Source organism: Sulfurovum sp. NBC37-1 (assembly GCF_000010345.1).
Classification (GTDB): Bacteria; Campylobacterota; Campylobacteria; order Campylobacterales; family Sulfurovaceae; genus Sulfurovum.
Genome location: NC_009663.1, coordinates 2,056,930 through 2,075,337 on the forward strand (window position 1 = coordinate 2,056,930; position 18,408 = coordinate 2,075,337).

Genomic DNA, 18,408 nt, shown 5'->3' on the forward strand with positions numbered 1-18,408 from the left:
TTATTGGGTTATAACTCGGATACATAACTAACGGCCCTCTCTAACGGCCGAAAACAGAGGAATGAATGGCACTTTTAATAACTGATGAATGTATAGCTTGTGACGCGTGTAGAGAAGAGTGTCCCAATGAGGCGATCGAAGAAAATGATCCGATATATATTATAGATGCGGACCGTTGTACGGAGTGTGTTGGACACTTTGACGAACCGCAGTGTATCGCCGTCTGTCCGGTCGATTGTATTATTTCTGACCCGGATAACGTTGAGAACATAGAAGAACTTAAATTCAAATTTGAAAAACTGCAGGAAGAAGAGTAGTTAGATAATGGCCAAGAGAACCGCGATCATCGATATCGGTTCGAACTCAGCCAGACTGGTCATCTTTGAAAAAAGCAGCCATTACGGCTTTCATCTCATCTGCGAACAAAAATCGAAGGTGCGCATCGGTGAAGGCGCTTACGAAAAAGAGGGGTATCTCCAACCCGTCGGTATAGAACGTGCTTTTCTTGCACTCCAGTCCTTCATTTATACCCTTAACAAATATCAGGTACACAAAACAATCTGTGTCGCGACCTCTGCACTCAGGGATGCTCCTAACGGAAAACTATTTGTCAAATGGATCAAAAAAGAGCTGGGCCTCACTATCAGGATCATCGATGGTAAACAGGAAGCCAGATTCGGTGCAATCGCCGCGAACAACCTGCTTCCCTTCAATGATGCCATCACCATCGATATCGGAGGCGGCTCTTCCGATATGGCACTCATCCAAAATGGACACATTGTCGATACCTATTCACTTGATCTGGGTACGGTCCGGCTCAAGGAACTCTTCTTCGACAAAGAGTGTTCCGTTAAAGAGAGCAATATGAGAGCCAAGGCATTCATTCATCAGGCACTCGAAAGCGTTCCTGAAACTTTCAGACACACATTGGCTGTCGGTATCGGCGGTACGGCAAGGACGCTGAGCAAAGGGATCATGAGACGAAGTGAACATCCGCTGGATAAATTGCACGCTTTCACCTATGAGGTCGAAGCGTGGCGTGACTACTTCGAAGCCATTCCCCAAAGCTCGGCCAAGGGCCTCAGGAAATTCAACCTGAAAAAGAGCCGTTACGATACCATCAGAGAGGGAACACTCATTTTCAATGAGATACTCTCCCATATTGGAGCCAAGAAAGTCATCAGCAGCGCTGTTGGGGTACGTGAAGGGGTTTTTCTCAAACAGATGCTTAAAGATGAGGGACTCTCTTTCCCCAAAGACATCAATCCCAGCGTCATCTCCATACTTGACCGTTTTCATCCTCTCATCAAACTGGAGCGGAAAAACAGGGGCAAACTGAAAATTGCCTCGAAACTCTACAGGGTCATGCAGGCAGAGATCAATGATAGCGAACAGTATAAAAATGAACTTCATTGGGCACTGAAACTCTCCTATATCGGTGAGCTCCTCAATGTATACAATTCACATGAAACAGCCTTCTACATTGCCATACAGGAGTTGAACTACGGCTTCACACACGAGGAGATGATCCTCATCTCCTCTTTGCTGCGTATGCATGGCAGGGAACTGCTCTATCAACCGCTTGTCGATGAGTACAGCTCTATTCTTCCGAAAAAGAAGGCACTGTTGTGGCTCAGCTTTATCTATACACTTACTGTATTTTTACATGAAAATTCACACTCTGCACAGATCGATTTCTCTTATGAGGACAAAACATTGACGATCACATCGGACCAGCCGCTCTATTTGGCGAAAGAGAAGATCAAAAAACTTGAGAAGCCTGTTCCTTTTGCCATCATTATCAAAGACAGGAACAAGATCCCCAAAAATAAGGCTTTGGGAGTTTAAACGGCTTTTTTCTGTTTTTGGATGTGGGTATGCAGTTTACTCTCGAAATACTCATCCACATCAAAAAAGATCTCACCGTTACGGTTCCTGAAGGTCAGGTTCTTTTTGCTGAGTTTGCTTTTATGGTCAAAGCCCATGATCGCCAGCATCATCTTCATCCCTTTGATGAGATTGTTGTGATAGTTCGACATCTGGTATGCCTGCTTGACGACCATGTAGGAAGCCCGTTTCTTGGGATCCTGCGTCGCCATACCTACCGGGCACTTGTGACTGCCGTAGCCTGAGCACATACGTGCACGGATACATCCGCCACTCATCATGAAGCCTCGCGCGATCCCCACGGCATCTGCTCCGAGCGACATAGTGATGATCACATCATCGGGTGTGAGTATCTTTCCGCTGGCGATGATCTTGATGTCATCCCTGAGACCATGCCGTCTCAACGCCGAATCAAGTACATAAAGTGCGTTGTAGGTACTCAGCCCCACCGCTTCCATCAGTTCGAGCGGTGCAGTCGCGCTCCCGCCCTCTCCACTGTCCACGGTAAGAAAATCCGGGATCGACAGTCCTTTCTTTTTACGTTCTGCCACTCTGGCAGCCAGCCTATCCACCGTATCGGCATCCGAGATAACAATCTTAGCACCGACAGGTTTTTTGGAGATCTCCTGCAGCCGTCCGATGAAATCCATCAGGTGATCAGGCGTATCCGCATAAGGGAAACGGTTGGGAGAGAAAAGGTCTTTCCCCTCTTCTATTCCCCGGTAATAGGCGATATCGGCTGTGACTTTCGAACCGGCAAGCTTTCCTCCCGTCTGCTTGGCCCCCTGGGCGATCTTGATCTCCGTCATACGGCAGAAGGTCATCACTTTGGCATAGCGTTCTTCATCGAACTTCCCGTGTTCGTCACGCACCCCGTACAACCCGGAACTCATCTGAAAGATCATATCCGGCAGAGATTCCGGGATCTCTTTTGGGAAGGCACTCAACGGTGCTCTCCAGTTGACACGGAACAGGATCTTAGAATCTTTGCCGTAAATATAGGTATTTTCCGTTCTTTTGTTCAGCAGTGTTTTTCGGTATGCCTTGATCGCATAGGTACGGTTCATCAGCTTGTCTACAAGGTTGAATACCGTATCCGCCAGAGGCGTACTTCTGACGATCTCCAGATAGTCCGTGTTATCACCCGGTTCCGGATTAAGTGTATAGAGATGATTGGAGGTCAATCCTCCCTCACCGGTATTGAGTGTATAGCCTGAAAGCGCTGCTCCCAAAGAGAATGCACGTACTGCTTCCGGGCTGAGTGCACCATCGGACATAGCGGAACGGACGATCGGTGTTTTGGCCACATAGGGTTTTTCACGGTCCTGTCCGTATGTAACGCTCATGTCCTCCGATACTTCATCATCGTTTAGCACGTTCGTAGCATGTTTTACAATAAAACGGTCTTCAGCAAAAGGCTGGTCAACGGAAAACGATTTGTAGTTGGGGAGGTCTTTGGCCGCTTTGTAGACCCAGTCCACCTTGTCACGCGATTCATAGAAGTTCTCTTCTGCAAAATACTGCCTGAGTGGTTCACGCAGAGCCTCGAACAGATATCTGAAACGGCCGATCACCGGGTAATTCACCAGAAGAGAGTGCTTTCGCTGAATAAACCTGTCATAAATGAACAGGGCGACCAGCACTACAAAGAGCAGACTCAGCACATAGGGCGTGACAAGTTCCAGAAACTCCCAGATTTCACTTAACATATCTCACCTTTTTATACATTGACCGGTGTAGGTCTATGCATATCGATCCTACCGATCGTTTCACCGTCAACCTGCTCCCAGACAAACTCTGCATCATAAGGCGGTTTATGGTCGGTCAGTACAGGAATGAGATGGCTGAACACCAGGCCGTAATTGTTCCCCAGAGGAAAGATGATCTCATTGATATGCGACTCGTGTATCCTGTCTGCCAGGGCATTCAGTGCACATTCGTAGGCACTTTCATTGGTCACGTACTGCAGATAATAGTCACGCATGATGTCTATATTGCCCAGCCACGCCCTACGCTCATCTTCCGTGATGGTTGGATTGTTCTGTACCCTGAGCCTGTATTTATCGATCAATGCATTGGTCTTCTCTTCTCTGCCTTCGAACACTTCGTCAACATTTTTGCAATGTTTCTTCAGCAGTTCCAGAAGTTCATCCGGTTTGTAAATTTTCGGCTCCATTCCACGGAGGTCGACTTTTCTCTCTTCGACCGGAGTATGTTCAAGTGCTTCAAGCAATTCGATCGCGGCATTGAGGAAAGTATATCTATCCGGTTTGCTCTGGTCAAAAGAGACCCCTTTGGCCGATACGCTCGGTTTGGCTCCTACATATTTCAGTTTCATCACTCTTCCTTCTGTTATTTTTTCTTGATCTCTACGACTTTGTACTCTACATCATCACCCTGATAGACAGGTTCGAAGAGAACGCCGTTACACTCTTTGTACCATTTGCCGTCTACATGAATGTCATCACAGTCATTGTCCGGTATGGTGGAAACGATCGCTCCGATCGTAATGGCACTTCCCCAGAACCATGGCCAGTAACCACCCCATCCGTAGTGTGGATAATGGTGATAATGATGATGGTGATGGCCATGATGCGGAGGATGCCCTCCATGCGGCGGCCTGCCGTGTCCAGGACGATGTCCGTTACCAGGCCTGTCCGGTCTTCCTCCACCCGGACGATCACCCGGAGGCTTTATGCCCGGTTTGAGCGGTTTCCCCGGTTGGCCCGGTCTGTTCGGACGCTGTGGTTTTCCCGGTTTTCCCGGTCTACTTGGAATTCTTCCGCTATCGGGTTTTGTCGGGCGTGTACTCGGTCTCTGACTGTTACCTGGTTTGTTGGGCTTCCCTGCTCCCGGTCTTCCCGGCTTTTGTACCGGTCTGGTGGACGGACGGGTACTTGGACGCTTCGATGGTCTCGTACTCGGCTTTGTCGAAGGACGCTTGGCAGGTCGTGTCTTTGGCCTGCTTGCTGCAGGTCTTGTTTTGGGACGGCTTACCACCGGACGTTTCGCCTTGGAGAAGTTCCCTCCCTGATAACGGCTACGGCTTGGTGCCCTGTGCATTCCTCCTCTGTTGAAGGAACTGCGGTTCATACTTCCACGGTTAAAAGAGCTTCGTCTCATTCCACCGCCTCTGTTGAAACCGCCGCTGCGTCTCATGCCGCCGCCGCGCATTCCACCACCACGCATTCCACCGCCGCGACGTGCTTCAAGCTCCTTGAGAAGGGTAAAATGTACTTCCGATACCACACCTGTTCTCTGGTCGATTTCAACATTGACCGTAGGAGAGAAGAAACCTACCGCCATAAAGACGACAAAAAATTTCAATCCGAATATGCTAAATTTCTTCATTATCTTTTCTCCTTTCCGGTTTGGGACTCGATGGGGATCTCCCTCGCATTTTCGGGAGGGATGAAGGTAAAGGTCTTTTCACCGAACTTCGGCGTCAGGTTCCAGTGGAGTATCGTACCGCTTCTGGGAAGAAGTTTTTCCGTCTTGTCGGTCACGATAAATTTTCTGATCAGAGGCCTTTTCCCCTTTTCAACCCAAAACTGTATCTCCTGCACATCGTTCGCGAAACCGATATGGTGACAGACAATATCATCCACATCCGACAGGCCGAAGTAGTACCCCTCCTGCTTGGGAGGAATGCGTCTGTACAGGTCAGAATAGAGCACGTTGGCAAGCGCGGTCTTGATATCATATTGCTCGAAGAGATCGTCCAGCGCCGCATCGATATTCTGCGGTAGATTCAGCGTACCGTAGTACCCAAGGACCTTGTCATAAATGGCAAAACGGCCATGGTCCAGATAGAAACTTCTCTCTTTCAGGTCACCATCGACAGAGATGTGCAGTCTGCCTGGACGCTGAAGGTCAATGTGTACCCAGTGGGTATATGTTACCAGCATTTTTCCCTGAAATTCGTCATCATTGGTCGTGACCGCATCGATGGAAAAATGCTGGAGCTTCCCCAGGTAACGGTACGCATTCATGATGATGGCCGATGGCAGCGGATAGAGTGTCTTCGCTCCGCTCTCTCCTTTCGGGCCTGCTGCAAAAAGTATCGTTGTGCCCATCTGCAGTATGAGCAGGTAGTAAAGCATTCTTTTCATCCATTCTCTCCTTGGAAATCGGTCTGTTCGTTGATTTTATCACAGGCTTTCATAAGTATCGCTTTTGAGCCCATCCATTTATTACTGTAGTTACAAATTGTAAAGAAAATATGTATTATTTCTCCTTCTTGTGATACTCAGGCACTTTTGCGGGAAGGGTTGCCGCCAAAATAAGCCTGTTTCGATACAATAAGAAGGGCACCTCTAATAACCCTAAATACTCATAATTGATTTTGCAAATGTGAGATTTTGCAAGAGGCTTTCAAGTCCTAGCCAAAGCTAAAACGAAGTAAGCATCTTGTGAAAGATCGCGTTTGCAAAGCCCACCCTACGGGCATCACTAGCTTTCGCCTATGCGTCGTTACTCTTTTTTGACTTAGCTACGGCTAGGACTGCAAAAGAGTGCCTAGCCTAGACAAAAGCTAGTGATGTTATGAGCATCTAGGGTTATTAGATTTGCCCATAACAAATCATTTCAATCAATCAAGGAGTATCCATGGCATTGGCTATCGATCCCAGAACGCTCGATTACGTTGCGCTCGGCATTTTCGTCACCGTCGTTATCGTCTTCATCTATCTCGTGATCTACATCCACGATATCCCCTATGAGATCGCAAAGAAAAGGAACCATCCCCACCGGGACGCCATACACATAGCCGGCTGGGTCAGCCTCTTTCTGATGCACGTGATATGGCCGTTCCTCTGGATCTGGGCCTATCTGTACAAACCGGGAGAAGGCTGGGGGCTCGAGACCGTCGAGATCAAGGAATCCCCTGAAGCCCAGGAAGAGATCGAAACACTCAAAGCGCGTTTGGCAGCTTTGGAAGCGAAGCTTGAAGCCGGCACGGCCCAAAGTGCTGCCTCAGAGACAAAGAACAGCGAAGAGGAGGCAAAATAGATGGAAACGTTAATGGTCCTCACCTATGCCACCTTCTGCTGGATCGTCTTCAAGGTCTTCAAGATACCTGTGAACAAATGGTCCCTGACCACTGCCGTACTCGGTGGTGTCATCATGCTTGCTGTCATTCTCATGGGGATGGCATTCTACCATCCCGGGTCCAAAAGCGCACGCAACTACTTCGTGACCACACCGATCGTCTCCAATGTCAGAGGCATGGTCACCGAACTCGATGCGAAGCCCAACGAACCGGTGCACAAGGGAGACATCCTTCTCAAGATCGACGATACGCCTTACAAGGCTGTACTCAAAGACCTCGAAGCGCAGCTGGAGTTTGCTAAAAAACGTCTGGCAGACTACATCGAGCTTAGAAAGGTTGCGGGCGGTTCCAAGTTCGATATCCACGAGTATGAAATGCAGGTCGACAGTCTGAAGGCAAAAGTGGAAAAAGCGAAGTTTGACCTTGACAGCTGTGTCATCAAGGCACCTAACAACGGTTATGTCACCCAGATACGTGTCCGTCCAGGACAGATGGCGGTACCGTTCCCTGCATTCCCGCTCTTTACTTTCGTCAACACGGATTCCATCGCCTTTATCGCCGCATTCGCCCAGGAGCCGCTGACCAATATCAAAAAAGGAAATCTCGCCGAAGTGATCTTCCCTTCCATTCCGGGCCGCTCCTTCCAGGCGCATGTAGAGCAGGTACTGCCTACCATGGCCGAAGGTGAGATCTCACCGGACAGGGCGATGTTCTCCTTTAACCGGCAGCTCCCTCCGGGGTACATACCTGTAGTGATCAAGATCGATGACAATCTTTCAGCCTACAATATGCCTTTAGGCGTGGATGCTGTCGTGGCGACTTATGATATGTCAAGTCCGTTCTGGTCTCATGTAGCGATCATCAGAAAGATCCTCCTGCGTATGCAGAGCTGGCAGTACTTCCTGCGATTCCATTGAGAAGGTGCATGATGACGATACATAAAAGAACACTTCTCTCAAGCTCTCTGCTGCTTCTGCTGACGGGATGTGCGCAGAACATCCCCGGTTACGACAAAGCGGTAGCCGATATCAAAACAGGAAAAGATACACTCAAAACGCCCGGCAAATACAGCCAGTCCATCAACTCCGCCAAAGTAAATGATGGCTGGATTAGAACATTCAAAGACAAAAAACTCGACCGCCTGGTCGATGAAGCCCAGCGCAACAACCCCAGCCTCAAGATCGCTGCGAGCAGAGTCGAAAGGGCTGAAGCACTCACGCAGCTAACCGAGTCGAACCTTATGCCGACCGTCAATATGCGAGGCTACTACCGTGACAACAATGCCGAAGGTGCCCAGGAGATCGCGTTTGGCGGGTTCGGCGTAAGCTGGGAACCCGATGTATGGGGACGCGTAGGCAATCTCGTTGCAGCAGACCGGGAACTTACCGCCGCACAACTGGCCGATTATGACTTTGCCAGACAGTCGCTGGCTGCCAACACAGCCAGGGCATGGTTCCTCTACAACACCAACAGCAGGATATACAGCTTCACAAAAAAGATCATCTCACTTCAGGAAAAGACGCTGAAGATCCTCGAAGCCCGTGAGAAGATCGGACAGGGGAACAAGCGTGACGTCCACCTTGCCAGAGCCCTCGTCGCCTCGGCAAAAGATTCTGCCAGCGCTGCACTCTCGGCCAAAGAGCGTTCACAAAGGGCGCTCGAAGTACTGGTGGGACGCTACCCTTCGGGCAAGCTCTCGTCAGGCAAACTCGATACCGTGCTGCCGCGTATTCCCAACGGCCTTCCGGCACAGCTGCTTGAACGCAGGCCTGACCTCATCGCAGCAGAACAGCGCGTGGCAGCCGCTTTCCATCAGAAGGCTTCAGCCGATCTGCTCCATATGCCAAACATCCGTCTCAACCTCGGCCTGGGGCCGAATTCCCTGAACGATGCCATCACCAGCCTGGCAGGCGGCATCTTGGCACCGGTCTATACCGGCGGTGCTATCGAAGCCCAGGTCGCCGTGGCGAATGCGGAACAAAAAGAGGCGATCGCACAGTATGCCAAAACCACACTGCGTGCGTTCCAGGAAGTGGAAAATGCTCTGGCGGGAGAGAAACATCTTGCCACGAGATACAAAGCAACGCAAGAGATGGTAAAAGAGTACAAAGCAGCCTACACCATGACCGTAGAGAAGTACCGCATCGGACAGAGTACCGTTCTTGATATCCTGATCATCCAAGGAAAATGGATTTCGGCTGAGATCCAAAAACTGCAGGTGACAAAAAAACGCCTGATCAACCGTGTCAACCTCTATCTTGCACTGGGAGGAAGTTTCGATACGAAACGAATGCACTATACTGCACCCAAAAAGGCAAAATAGATGCATGAACATCTGGTCTTCCTGGGCATAAGCCTTGTCGTACTGGGGTACGGCCTCTTCTCCAAACTGCTGGGGAGGTACAACATCTCGGGCCCCATGGTCTTTACCGGCGTAGGCATACTGCTTTCCCCTCTCGTGCTGGGCGGAGAACCCATTCATGCCAATGCCGAAGCCGTACAGGTCGTTGCCGAGATCACCCTGATACTTGTACTCTTCAGTGATTCTGCTGCACTGAACCTTTCACAGCTCAAAGCACACTGGCGGCTTCCCACACGCCTGCTTTTTGTCGCCATGCCTGTCACCATCGTCATCGCGACACTCACTGCCATGTGGTTTTTCCCGAACGAATCGACGCTCTACGTGCTTCTCCTGGCGCTTATACTGGCACCAACCGATGCTGCGCTGGGAAAGATCGTGGTCAGCGACGAACGTATCCCTTCGGTAGTACGCAACACCATCAATGTGGAGAGCGGCCTGAACGACGGTATCGTTTTTCCCGTACTGCTTACTGTACTCGCCATGATCACATCCAACAGTACTACGGCTGAGAGCGGGTGGCTCTCCTATATCGCACAGCAGGTTCTCGTCGGTGCACTTGCCGGAGGAGTGGTCGGATGGGCGGGCGCGAAGGTCATGATGCGTGCCATCAAAGAAGGGTGGATGGAGTACCAGTACAGTAACCTCGCTCCCATTGCGCTGGCGATCTTCTCTTTCTATATGGCTGAATTTGTGGGAGGCAACGGCTATATCGCCGCTTTCTTCTCCGGACTTTTTCTGGGCAATACCAGCGAAGTACTGCGCGAACGGGTCGAGAGCTTTGCTGAAAGTGAGGGTGAATTCCTTGTCATGCTCTCTTTTCTCATCTTCGGCCTGGTCTTCATCCCTATGTCCATCGATTACTGGAACCTCAAAGCGTTCGCTTTCGCCATTCTGAGCCTGACCGTTCTTCGTATGCTTCCAGTGGTCCTCGGATTCGGCTTTTTCAAAGTGGATCTTGCCACCCGTCTTTTTTACGGCTGGTTTGGCCCGCGGGGGATCGCGTCGATCCTCTATATTCTCGTTGCTTTCCATGAGCTCGGCAGTATCCAGGGACATGAGGAGATCTTCGGTGTCGCGTCACTGACCATTTTTCTGAGTATCTTCCTGCATGGCTTCAGCGCGCAGCCTCTGGCTCTTCTCTATGCCAAAAGCCATCCCGCTGATGAGGAAGAGAAGGAAGCCGACGCTTAGGCGTTCACCAGGCTTTCACTGAAGCGGTCCATCTTGAAGGGGATCCCCGTGAGTTGCTCGAAGCGGTATTTCGCCCGCAGGAAGGTAAAGTGCGGCTCGTTCCTGTAGATCTGGAAGAGTTGTCGTATCATGTTTTTACGGTGGAAATCCCCAAAATGTTCTTTTCTCTGCTCTGACATCTTACGTGCCTCTTTTTCGTCTTTACAGTCTTCAAGATGTTCGCACCTGTCGACCACCAAAAATTTGTAGGCGGCCAGTTCATAATAGAAAAGGTCACTCACCTTGATCTTGTCGTAGGCCGAGTAGCGTATGATCTGCTTCAGCGCTTCCAGGGGCACGATGATCCCGTGCCAGACCAGTGTCGTATAGAACTTCACCACATAACTGACATTTTTGATCTTGTTGCGTTCAAGCAGTGTTTTGAAATGTTCCCAAAGTTCCGGTGTGACGTAGCGTGTTCTGAAACGTGCCACTTCTCTGGCGATGTCTATATGTTCCTGTGGTGATTCATTGACAAGAAGCTCCCACTCTCTGGCAAGCACATCCGTACGGTGTACCATCTTCAAAAACGCAGACTCATCGTTCTTTATCTCTGCTAATTCTTCGGGAGTAAGCTCATTCAACTGTGTCAGGAGATCTTTGAAGAGCTCAAGATTGGTCGCATAGTTCACCAGAGAAAGCTCCTCTTCGCTCATAACACCTTCTCCCGTATGGATCAACCCGAGTCCATACTGCTGTGCCAACTGTTGGTAACGAAGGATTACGATGATCATCAGAAGATTACACTTGTAGATACTCTCATCTGATTTGAGCAGATCATAAATGTCCAAATAGCGTTTCAGTGCTTCCTGAACAAAACGGTAAATATCTTCACTGTTGAAGTAATTCCGGTGGTTGGCCAGCCCGTAATGTATATAGGCACTCTGCATCAAAAAAAGTATCTGCAGTGTCGGATAGTTCTGCCTCTTGGCGATCTCTTCAAGTTCTCCGGCCAGCACATGGGATTCTTCCACATAGGCCTGCCTTGAGATCTCATGGTCCTTGAGCAGCGTTTCAAGGGATTCACTCTTTTTCACATAAGCAAGATAGGTCTGATATGCCGATGTGTCCAACCGTTCCAATACACTTTTAACAAAGGTATAGCCCTGACGGTACCCCACATCGAAACGGGCCTGTTCGGTATCGACCTGTAAGCGCTCGAACTGCATTTCCAGGTTTTTCATTGTATCGGAAAGCAGGTTCCACTGTACGGCTATCTTCTCACTTCGGCCCGCCCCCTTGGCCTGAATATTGTAACTGTTCCGATGCTCCATCCCCGCCCAGAGATTTTCGAACGCCGTATGCAGCTGTATCTCAATATTGAAAGAATCCCGAAAACGATCGAGCAGTTCAATCTTCGACATTGCAGGATCGAACGCTTCAAAAATATCATCTCCAGATGATTTTTCCTCTTTGAAACGTATATCGAAACGAGGATAAAAACGGGTATGGTCACAGTGCAGGCCCCGGTATCCACTCTTTCGTTTAACACTGTAAAAACCATAAAGCAGATGGTCATCCGTTCGGTGCTCATAATCAAAAAAGCTGTAAAGTACCCTTGCCGCCCATTCGCGCTCATAGGGGCTTGAACAGATAAAAAGCATACCGATCAGATCATGCAGTGCCCCGCCTTTCATAAATATACTGAGAGGGTCGTCCAATACAGCCGGATCTTTAAGCCCCAGCTTGACGAGTTTTTTGATCACACTGTCCGTATATTTGTAACGTATTTTGATCGTCGTGATCCCGGAACTCTGAAGAACCGCGATCTCTTTGTTCCCTGCCGTATCCTCTTTGAGAGCCTGGAAATAGTGTATCAGTCCGTCGGTGAACCTTGGCAGTATTCCCTGCGGTGCTACACTGCCCTTCCCTGCTATCACCTCTTCTTTGATGCCCACAAGGCGGTAATAGACTTGCATGCATTCCAGGATCTTTTGAGCAAATGTATCCAGCCTACCTTCTCCCAGAACAGATGCTGCCTTTTGGTTGCGCATACTTTCCCTTATGCTGGGTTCAAGGCTTTCAAGCGGTCTGTATTCGGGCGTCGGCGTAAAGTTGAAGATCTCTATATATGAGTGCATGGGTATCCTGATATAAAATATTTGTGACATTATACCTTTTGATGTTTTATGTTAAAATCTATTATTATCATATCAAAGGATCTCTATGCAACATGCAAGCATCTACATCGCTTCCACAGAAGCCCAGTCGGGAACCATGATCATTGCTATTGGCTTCATGGAGATGCTCAAAGGACGCTATACCAATGTCGCTTTTTTTCGCCCCATCATTCCTGACCAAAAAGAAGATGAAACCCACATCGGTTTCATGCGTGAACATTTCGGGCTGAAGATCCCTTATGAAGCCTGCTATGGATTCACAGAGTCAGAAGTCATTCAGGCCTTTGCGGATGACCTTGAAGAGGTACTATTTGAAGCACTCATGGCCAAAGTGGATAAGCTGCACAGGGAGTATGATTTTGTTATGATAGACGGGTATCCGAGAAACCGGTTTGCCTCTACCTTTGATTTCGATATCAACCTCAAGATCGCCAAAAACCTCGGTACGGCTTTTATTCCTGTGATCAGTGCCTGGAAGAAGAACAGTGATGAGATCATCAATGAGATCCAGATCATCACAGAGGCCATAAAAACCGAAGGCTGCAGCGAACTTGCCACCTTTGTAAACCGCTGTGATGATGAGTGCATGAAAACCGTACTGCAGGAAGTAGAAAATTTAGGAAAGGAGAAACAGGTCTATATTCTCCCTGAGGTGAAGGAAGTCGATACTCCTACACTGCGGCAGATCGTCAAAACACTCGATGCCAAAATGATCCTGGGAGAAGGAGAGCAGCTCAACCATTTGGTGCGCAGTACTAAGATCGTGGCGATGGGTGTAGAAAATTATCTTTTGCGTATCGAAGACGAGCATCTTATCATCGTACCGGCAGACCGCAATGACATCATACTGGCTTCTCTCCTCTCCTATGCAGCAAAGAATCACCCTAACATTGTCGGAATGATACTCAGTGGCGGCATAGAACCCAGCAATACCATTATCGATCTGATCAAGGATTTTTCCGCTTCTGCTCCTATTCCTATTTTTACCATACACAGTGACAGCTATGAAACAGCAATTGCAGTGGCTAAAGTCCAGGCAAAGATCAGTCCCGAAGACACAGACAAGATCACGCTGGTCAAAGTGCTCTTCGACAAATATGTCGACAAAGAGAGAATAGCTCAGAAATTCAGACAGAGTCAAAACAATGTAATGACACCCCTCATGTTCCAGTACAGCCTTTTTGAACAGGCACGCTCCCTACGCAAGCGTATCCTCCTGCCAGAAAGTGATGATGAGCGTATCCTCAAAGCTACTGCTATCCTCCTGCAGAGAGATATCGTCGATATCATTCTGCTCGGAGAGGAAGAGAGTGTTCATCATCGAGCGGCACAGCTCAGAGTCGATATTTCAAAAGCACAGATCATGGAGCCGGCCAAAAGTGGACTGATTGAAAAGTTCTCCCGGCAGTTCCAAGCTCTCCGTGCCTCCAAAGGACTGACACTCGATACCGCCCGAGATGCCATGGAACACAAAAATTATTTTGCTACAATGATGCTTTACAACGGTATGGCGGACGGTATGGTCTCAGGAGCGACGCATACCACAGCCGATACCATCCGTCCTGCTCTGCAGATCATCAAGACAAAGCCTGGTATTTCCATCGTCTCAAGCATCTTTTTCATGCTGCTGGATACAAAGGTACTGGTCTATGGTGACTGTGCTGTCAACCTCGACCCCAATGCCGAACAACTAGCACACATAGCCATCTCCTCGGCAGATACCGCTGCCCAGTTCGGCATAGAACCACGGGTTGCCATGCTTTCCTACTCTACGGGGGATTCAGGGAGCGGTCCTGATGTCGAGAAGGTAAGAGAAGCGACAAAAATAGCCCAGAAGATGCGCCCTGACCTTCTTATCGAAGGGCCCATACAGTACGATGCCGCCATCGACATGAAGGTTGCCAGAAAGAAACTGCCCGACAGTAAAGTCGCAGGTCGTGCAACAGTATTCGTCTTCCCGGACCTCAATACAGGGAATAACACCTACAAAGCGGTACAGCGTTCCACGGGTGCCATTGCTATCGGTCCCATTCTACAGGGACTGAAACTTCCTGTCAATGATCTCAGCCGCGGCTGTCTGGTCGATGACATTGTCAATACCGTGGCCATTACAGCGGTACAGGCACAGCACCTGGATAGATCATGAAGGTCCTGGTACTCAACGCAGGCAGCTCATCGCTCAAATGCCAGTATTTCATCGACGAAGAGAGTATCGCTTCTGTCACCATTGAACGTATCGGAGAGAAAGAGAGCTATACACTCCTTACATATGCCAATGAAAAAAGAGAACATACCTCAACTGTCAAGAACCATCATGATGCCATAGATACACTCTTCTCCCTTTTAAAGGAATCTCACATCATTACAGATGTCACTGAACTGAATGCAGTGGGCCATCGCATAGTACACGGAGGACCACATTTTTCCAGACCGACACTGATCAATACAGAGGTCATAGAACAGATACGCTCGCTCATACCTCTGGCACCACTTCACAACCCTTCCAATCTTGAAGGTATAGAGGTCATTGCAAAAGTCTATCCGGCGCTCAAACAGGTCGCCGTATTCGATACAGCCTTTCATCAGACCATGCCCGAATATGCAGCGCGCTATCCTCTGCCCTACGATCTTTATGAAGAGGCTCATGTGCGTCGTTACGGCTTTCACGGTACCTCTCATGCTTATGTTGCCAAGGAAGCGGCCAAGATACTTCAACAGCCTTTGGAAACACTCAATCTCATCACCCTGCATCTGGGTAACGGGGCCAGTGCGACTGCTATTAAAAAAGGCAGAAGCATTGACACGTCTATGGGCATGACACCTCTTGAAGGCCTGATGATGGGGTCACGTTCAGGTGACATCGACCCTGCGATCATCCCCTATCTTGTACGTACACAAAAAATAGATGTGGAAACCATAGACAGCATGCTTAACAAAGAGAGCGGCCTCAAGGGTGTCTGCGGGAACAATGACATGCGGGAGATCATTGACAAGATGGACGAAGGTGATGAAAAGAGCCGGCTTGCTTTGGAAATGTACGTCTATCGCATCAAGAAATATATTGGTGCCTACAGTGCAACACTAGGACATGTGGATGCACTGGTCTTTACCGGAGGCATAGGAGAACATGCCGCTTTGGTACGGGAAATGGTATGTGAAGGGATGGAGTATACTTTTGGGATCATATTAGAGAAAAAGAAAAATGATTCGGCAAAGCAAGAGGCTTCTGCCATCCATAGCAGGGAGAGCAGAACAGATATTCTTGTTATCCCCACCGATGAAGAGCTGGAAATAGTTCGGCAGACCGAAGTAATCGTCAGCCGACTCTCTTAGAACTGGTTACCCATGGAGAATTCGAAGGTTGCCGTGTCATCATATTCATCAGGGTCAATTGCGTAGGAGAAGATCAGGTTGATCGCACCGAAAGGCGATTGCCACTCTATCACGGCACCCGTTGAGGATCTTACAAGTGAATCGCCATAGTATGACTGGTCCGGATTATTGAAATCCACATATCCTCCACCAACTGTACGTACCGCATCGGTGCTGATCCTACCGATATCGTAGAAAGCGGACAGACGCATTTTTGCCGCATCCGAGAGAGGAATGTTTGCTTCTAAAGAGATAGATTCTCGTTCCGTACCACCAATCCTACTACCAGGATAACCGGGTACACCACCTTTACCGATGACATCAGGAGAGAGTGAGTAGGGGTTGTACCCTCTTACTGACCCTATACCCCCCATGAAAAGTCTCTCAGCAATAGGAATATACTCGTCATTTTGTGAGAATATCTTGGTATATCGTGCTTTGAATCGTAAAATGAGATCATAGTCGATCAGGTCTTCCAGCCCGTAAAAGGCGCCGAAACGGGCACGAACTTTTGTGAAGCTGTCAAACGATGTATATCCTCTCGCTATATTTTCCGGCGTCAAATCGCCATTCATATCGGAATACTCACCGTTAACAGATGCAATGAAACCTTCTCTCGGCAGAAGATAATCATCTGTATTGTCGAATCTCAGAGAAGCAAAACCGGAAGTTTTACTGTACTGGTCATTATAGAATTGGTTGGAAATTGAATTCGTGTTCTGCAGGTACTCATCACTATACTCAGATTGGTTATCCACATACCCAAGCCCTACAGAAGCGTAGAAATGCCTCCAGAACTCACGCCCCACATTGAGTGAACCACCCAGCTGATCGATCGTATAACCATCCGTTTGCTCGTAGTTGTAATCATACTTTCTTTTGTAGAAGCTCACTCCCAGACTATACAGGCTATCCCAGACTCTCGGGTTGACGAATGAGAGGTTGTAGTTCTGCGATACCTTCGACCACTCGAACCCAAGCGTAGAGTTGATACCCGATCCGAAAAGGTTCCTGTCGGAAATGGAAGCATTCAGCATGAACCCTTCGTAGGAGCCGTAACCACCGCCTGCTGAGATGGTACCAGTCTGCGTCTCTTTCACTTTGACAAGCAGGTTGACCTTGTCTTCAGAAACCCTTTGGCTCTGAATATCCACTTTTTCGAAAAAACCGGTTCTTTGAAGTGCATTCTTACTCTCTTTGAGGTCTGTCGCATTGTAGAAGTCGCCCGGAGCAAGATAGATGTAGCGTCTAATGACCCTGTCTTTTGTCTCATCATTTCCTGAAATCAGAACATCTCCAATGGTCACTTTCTGTCCCGGAGTGATGATATACTGAATATCCACAATACCTTTTTCAGGATCTTTGTGCATGTTCGGTGTCACTTTGGCATAGGCATACCCAAGATCACCCGCTTTGTTCTCCAGCATTTTCATGTCTTTACGCATTTTGGTGATGTTGAAGATCCTTCCCGAATGCAAGTCGAGATCGGATGCGAGTTCCTCCGTACTAAGCCCCGGGATACTCTGTGAAACACTTACTTTGCCGACCTTGTACTGTTTTCCCTCATTGATCTTGTAATCAACATCCGCAGAATAGGAGCTGTAATCCACACGCATCAGCGGTTTACTGACCTGCGCATCGATATAACCATGCTTCATGTAAGTCTCTTTGACCCTGTAGCTGTCGTACTCCAGTTGGTCGACCTTCACTTCACCGTTATGGAAGAAGAACGGAATGAATCCGAGTGCATCCTCTTCCTGGTTCACCAGTGAATCTTCCAGATCGCCTTTGTCCAGCGCTTTCGCTCCGATGAAGTTGAGCTTCTTGATCTTGATCTTCTCACCCTTGTTGACATCGAAGGTCACAGCTACAGCGTTTTTGCCCACCGGTTTGGTAGTCACTTCCACAACTGAGTCATAATTTCCTTTGGCTTCAAGTGCTGCCTGCATCGTCTTCTTGGCTCTCTCTATACGCATTTCGTCATAAAGATCGCCTTTTTTGATACCGGCACTTTCAAGCAGCTTCTTACCGTCGTCACCATAACCGTTCACAATCACTTTGGCAATAGCTCTCTTCTCATTGAAATGGTAGATAAGCGTACCGCCTTTCTGCTCAACCCATACATCCTCAAAATAGCCCTGATCGAAAAAATTCTTTACCGATTCATCAAGCATATCACTGTCGATAGTATCCCCTATATGGACACCGGCCACCTCTTTGGCCACGGTGGGAGAAAGGTGTGCCAAACCTTCAAATTTTATCTGAGTGACTTTCTGTGCGAGAAGCAGTGAGCCCAGCAGCATCCACGAAAGAGCAATTTTCCTTGTCATCATTGGTCAACCTTGTTCATTAAGTGCAATATTTTATCTTTTTTTCAATAAGAGAGT

The 18,408-nt window shown here is 48.6% G+C and carries 14 protein-coding genes; 8 read left to right on the top strand and 6 right to left on the bottom strand.

What is annotated here, in order from left to right; translation table 11 throughout:
* The first annotated feature begins 65 nt into the window (after positions 1–65).
* Positions 66–317, top strand: coding sequence for a YfhL family 4Fe-4S dicluster ferredoxin (locus SUN_RS10285; protein WP_012083746.1), 252 nt, complete (start codon positions 66–68; stop codon positions 315–317).
* A 7-nt stretch (positions 318–324) separates the two neighbouring features.
* Positions 325–1,848, top strand: coding sequence for a Ppx/GppA phosphatase family protein (locus SUN_RS10290; protein WP_012083747.1), 1,524 nt, complete (start codon positions 325–327; stop codon positions 1,846–1,848).
* Here SUN_RS10290 and SUN_RS10295 read toward each other — a convergent pair.
* From SUN_RS10295 to SUN_RS13175, 4 genes are read right to left on the bottom strand one after another with little or no spacing between them, the layout of a single operon-like run.
* Positions 1,845–3,596 (bottom strand): FMN-binding glutamate synthase family protein, encoded by a 1,752-nt coding sequence (locus SUN_RS10295; protein WP_012083748.1) that lies wholly within the window; start codon positions 3,594–3,596, stop codon positions 1,845–1,847. The genes SUN_RS10290 and SUN_RS10295 overlap by 4 nt on opposite strands.
* Before the next feature lie 11 nt (positions 3,597–3,607).
* Positions 3,608–4,225 (bottom strand): hypothetical protein, encoded by a 618-nt coding sequence (locus tag SUN_RS13625; protein WP_041672752.1) that lies wholly within the window; start codon positions 4,223–4,225, stop codon positions 3,608–3,610.
* Positions 4,226–4,239: 14 nt separating this feature from the next.
* Entirely contained in the window at positions 4,240–5,238 is a 999-nt protein-coding gene (locus tag SUN_RS13170; RefSeq protein ID WP_050748056.1) for a hypothetical protein, read from the bottom strand.
* The gene (locus SUN_RS13175) at positions 5,238–5,999 is read right to left on the bottom strand and encodes a DUF2092 domain-containing protein (RefSeq protein ID WP_012083751.1); all 762 of its coding nucleotides are present in this window, start codon (positions 5,997–5,999) and stop codon (positions 5,238–5,240) included. The genes SUN_RS13170 and SUN_RS13175 overlap by 1 nt, the downstream gene beginning before the upstream one ends.
* Positions 6,000–6,495: 496 nt before the next feature.
* On the opposite strand from SUN_RS13175, the gene SUN_RS10320 reads away from it, so the two are divergent.
* The 4 genes from SUN_RS10320 to SUN_RS10335 are packed head-to-tail and all read left to right on the top strand — an operon-like array spanning position 6,496 to position 10,490.
* Positions 6,496–6,897: a DUF3302 domain-containing protein gene (locus SUN_RS10320; protein WP_012083752.1), complete on the top strand. Its 402-nt coding sequence runs from the start codon at positions 6,496–6,498 to the stop codon at positions 6,895–6,897.
* Positions 6,898–7,854, top strand: coding sequence for an HlyD family secretion protein (locus SUN_RS10325; RefSeq protein ID WP_012083753.1), 957 nt, complete (start codon positions 6,898–6,900; stop codon positions 7,852–7,854).
* An 11-nt stretch (positions 7,855–7,865) separates the two neighbouring features.
* A complete protein-coding gene (locus SUN_RS10330) occupies positions 7,866–9,260 on the top strand; it encodes a TolC family protein (protein ID WP_012083754.1) in 1,395 nt (464 codons plus the stop codon).
* A complete protein-coding gene (locus tag SUN_RS10335; protein ID WP_012083755.1) occupies positions 9,261–10,490 on the top strand; it encodes a cation:proton antiporter in 1,230 nt (409 codons plus the stop codon).
* On the opposite strand, the gene SUN_RS10340 is transcribed toward SUN_RS10335, so the two are convergent.
* Positions 10,487–12,610, bottom strand: a complete 2,124-nt coding sequence (locus SUN_RS10340; protein ID WP_012083756.1) for a hypothetical protein — start codon at positions 12,608–12,610, stop codon at positions 10,487–10,489. The genes SUN_RS10335 and SUN_RS10340 overlap by 4 nt on opposite strands.
* 85 nt (positions 12,611–12,695) lie before the next feature.
* On the opposite strand from SUN_RS10340, the gene pta reads away from it, so the two are divergent.
* A complete protein-coding gene (gene pta, locus SUN_RS10345; RefSeq protein WP_012083757.1) occupies positions 12,696–14,795 on the top strand; it encodes a phosphate acetyltransferase in 2,100 nt (699 codons plus the stop codon).
* A complete protein-coding gene (locus tag SUN_RS10350; RefSeq protein WP_012083758.1) occupies positions 14,792–15,982 on the top strand; it encodes an acetate/propionate family kinase in 1,191 nt (396 codons plus the stop codon). The genes pta and SUN_RS10350 overlap by 4 nt, the downstream gene beginning before the upstream one ends.
* On the opposite strand, the gene bamA is transcribed toward SUN_RS10350, so the two are convergent.
* A complete protein-coding gene (gene bamA / locus SUN_RS10355) occupies positions 15,979–18,354 on the bottom strand; it encodes an outer membrane protein assembly factor BamA (RefSeq protein WP_012083759.1) in 2,376 nt (791 codons plus the stop codon). The two genes, SUN_RS10350 and bamA, sit on opposite strands and share 4 nt — an antisense overlap.
* Positions 18,355–18,408: the final 54 nt, after the last annotated feature.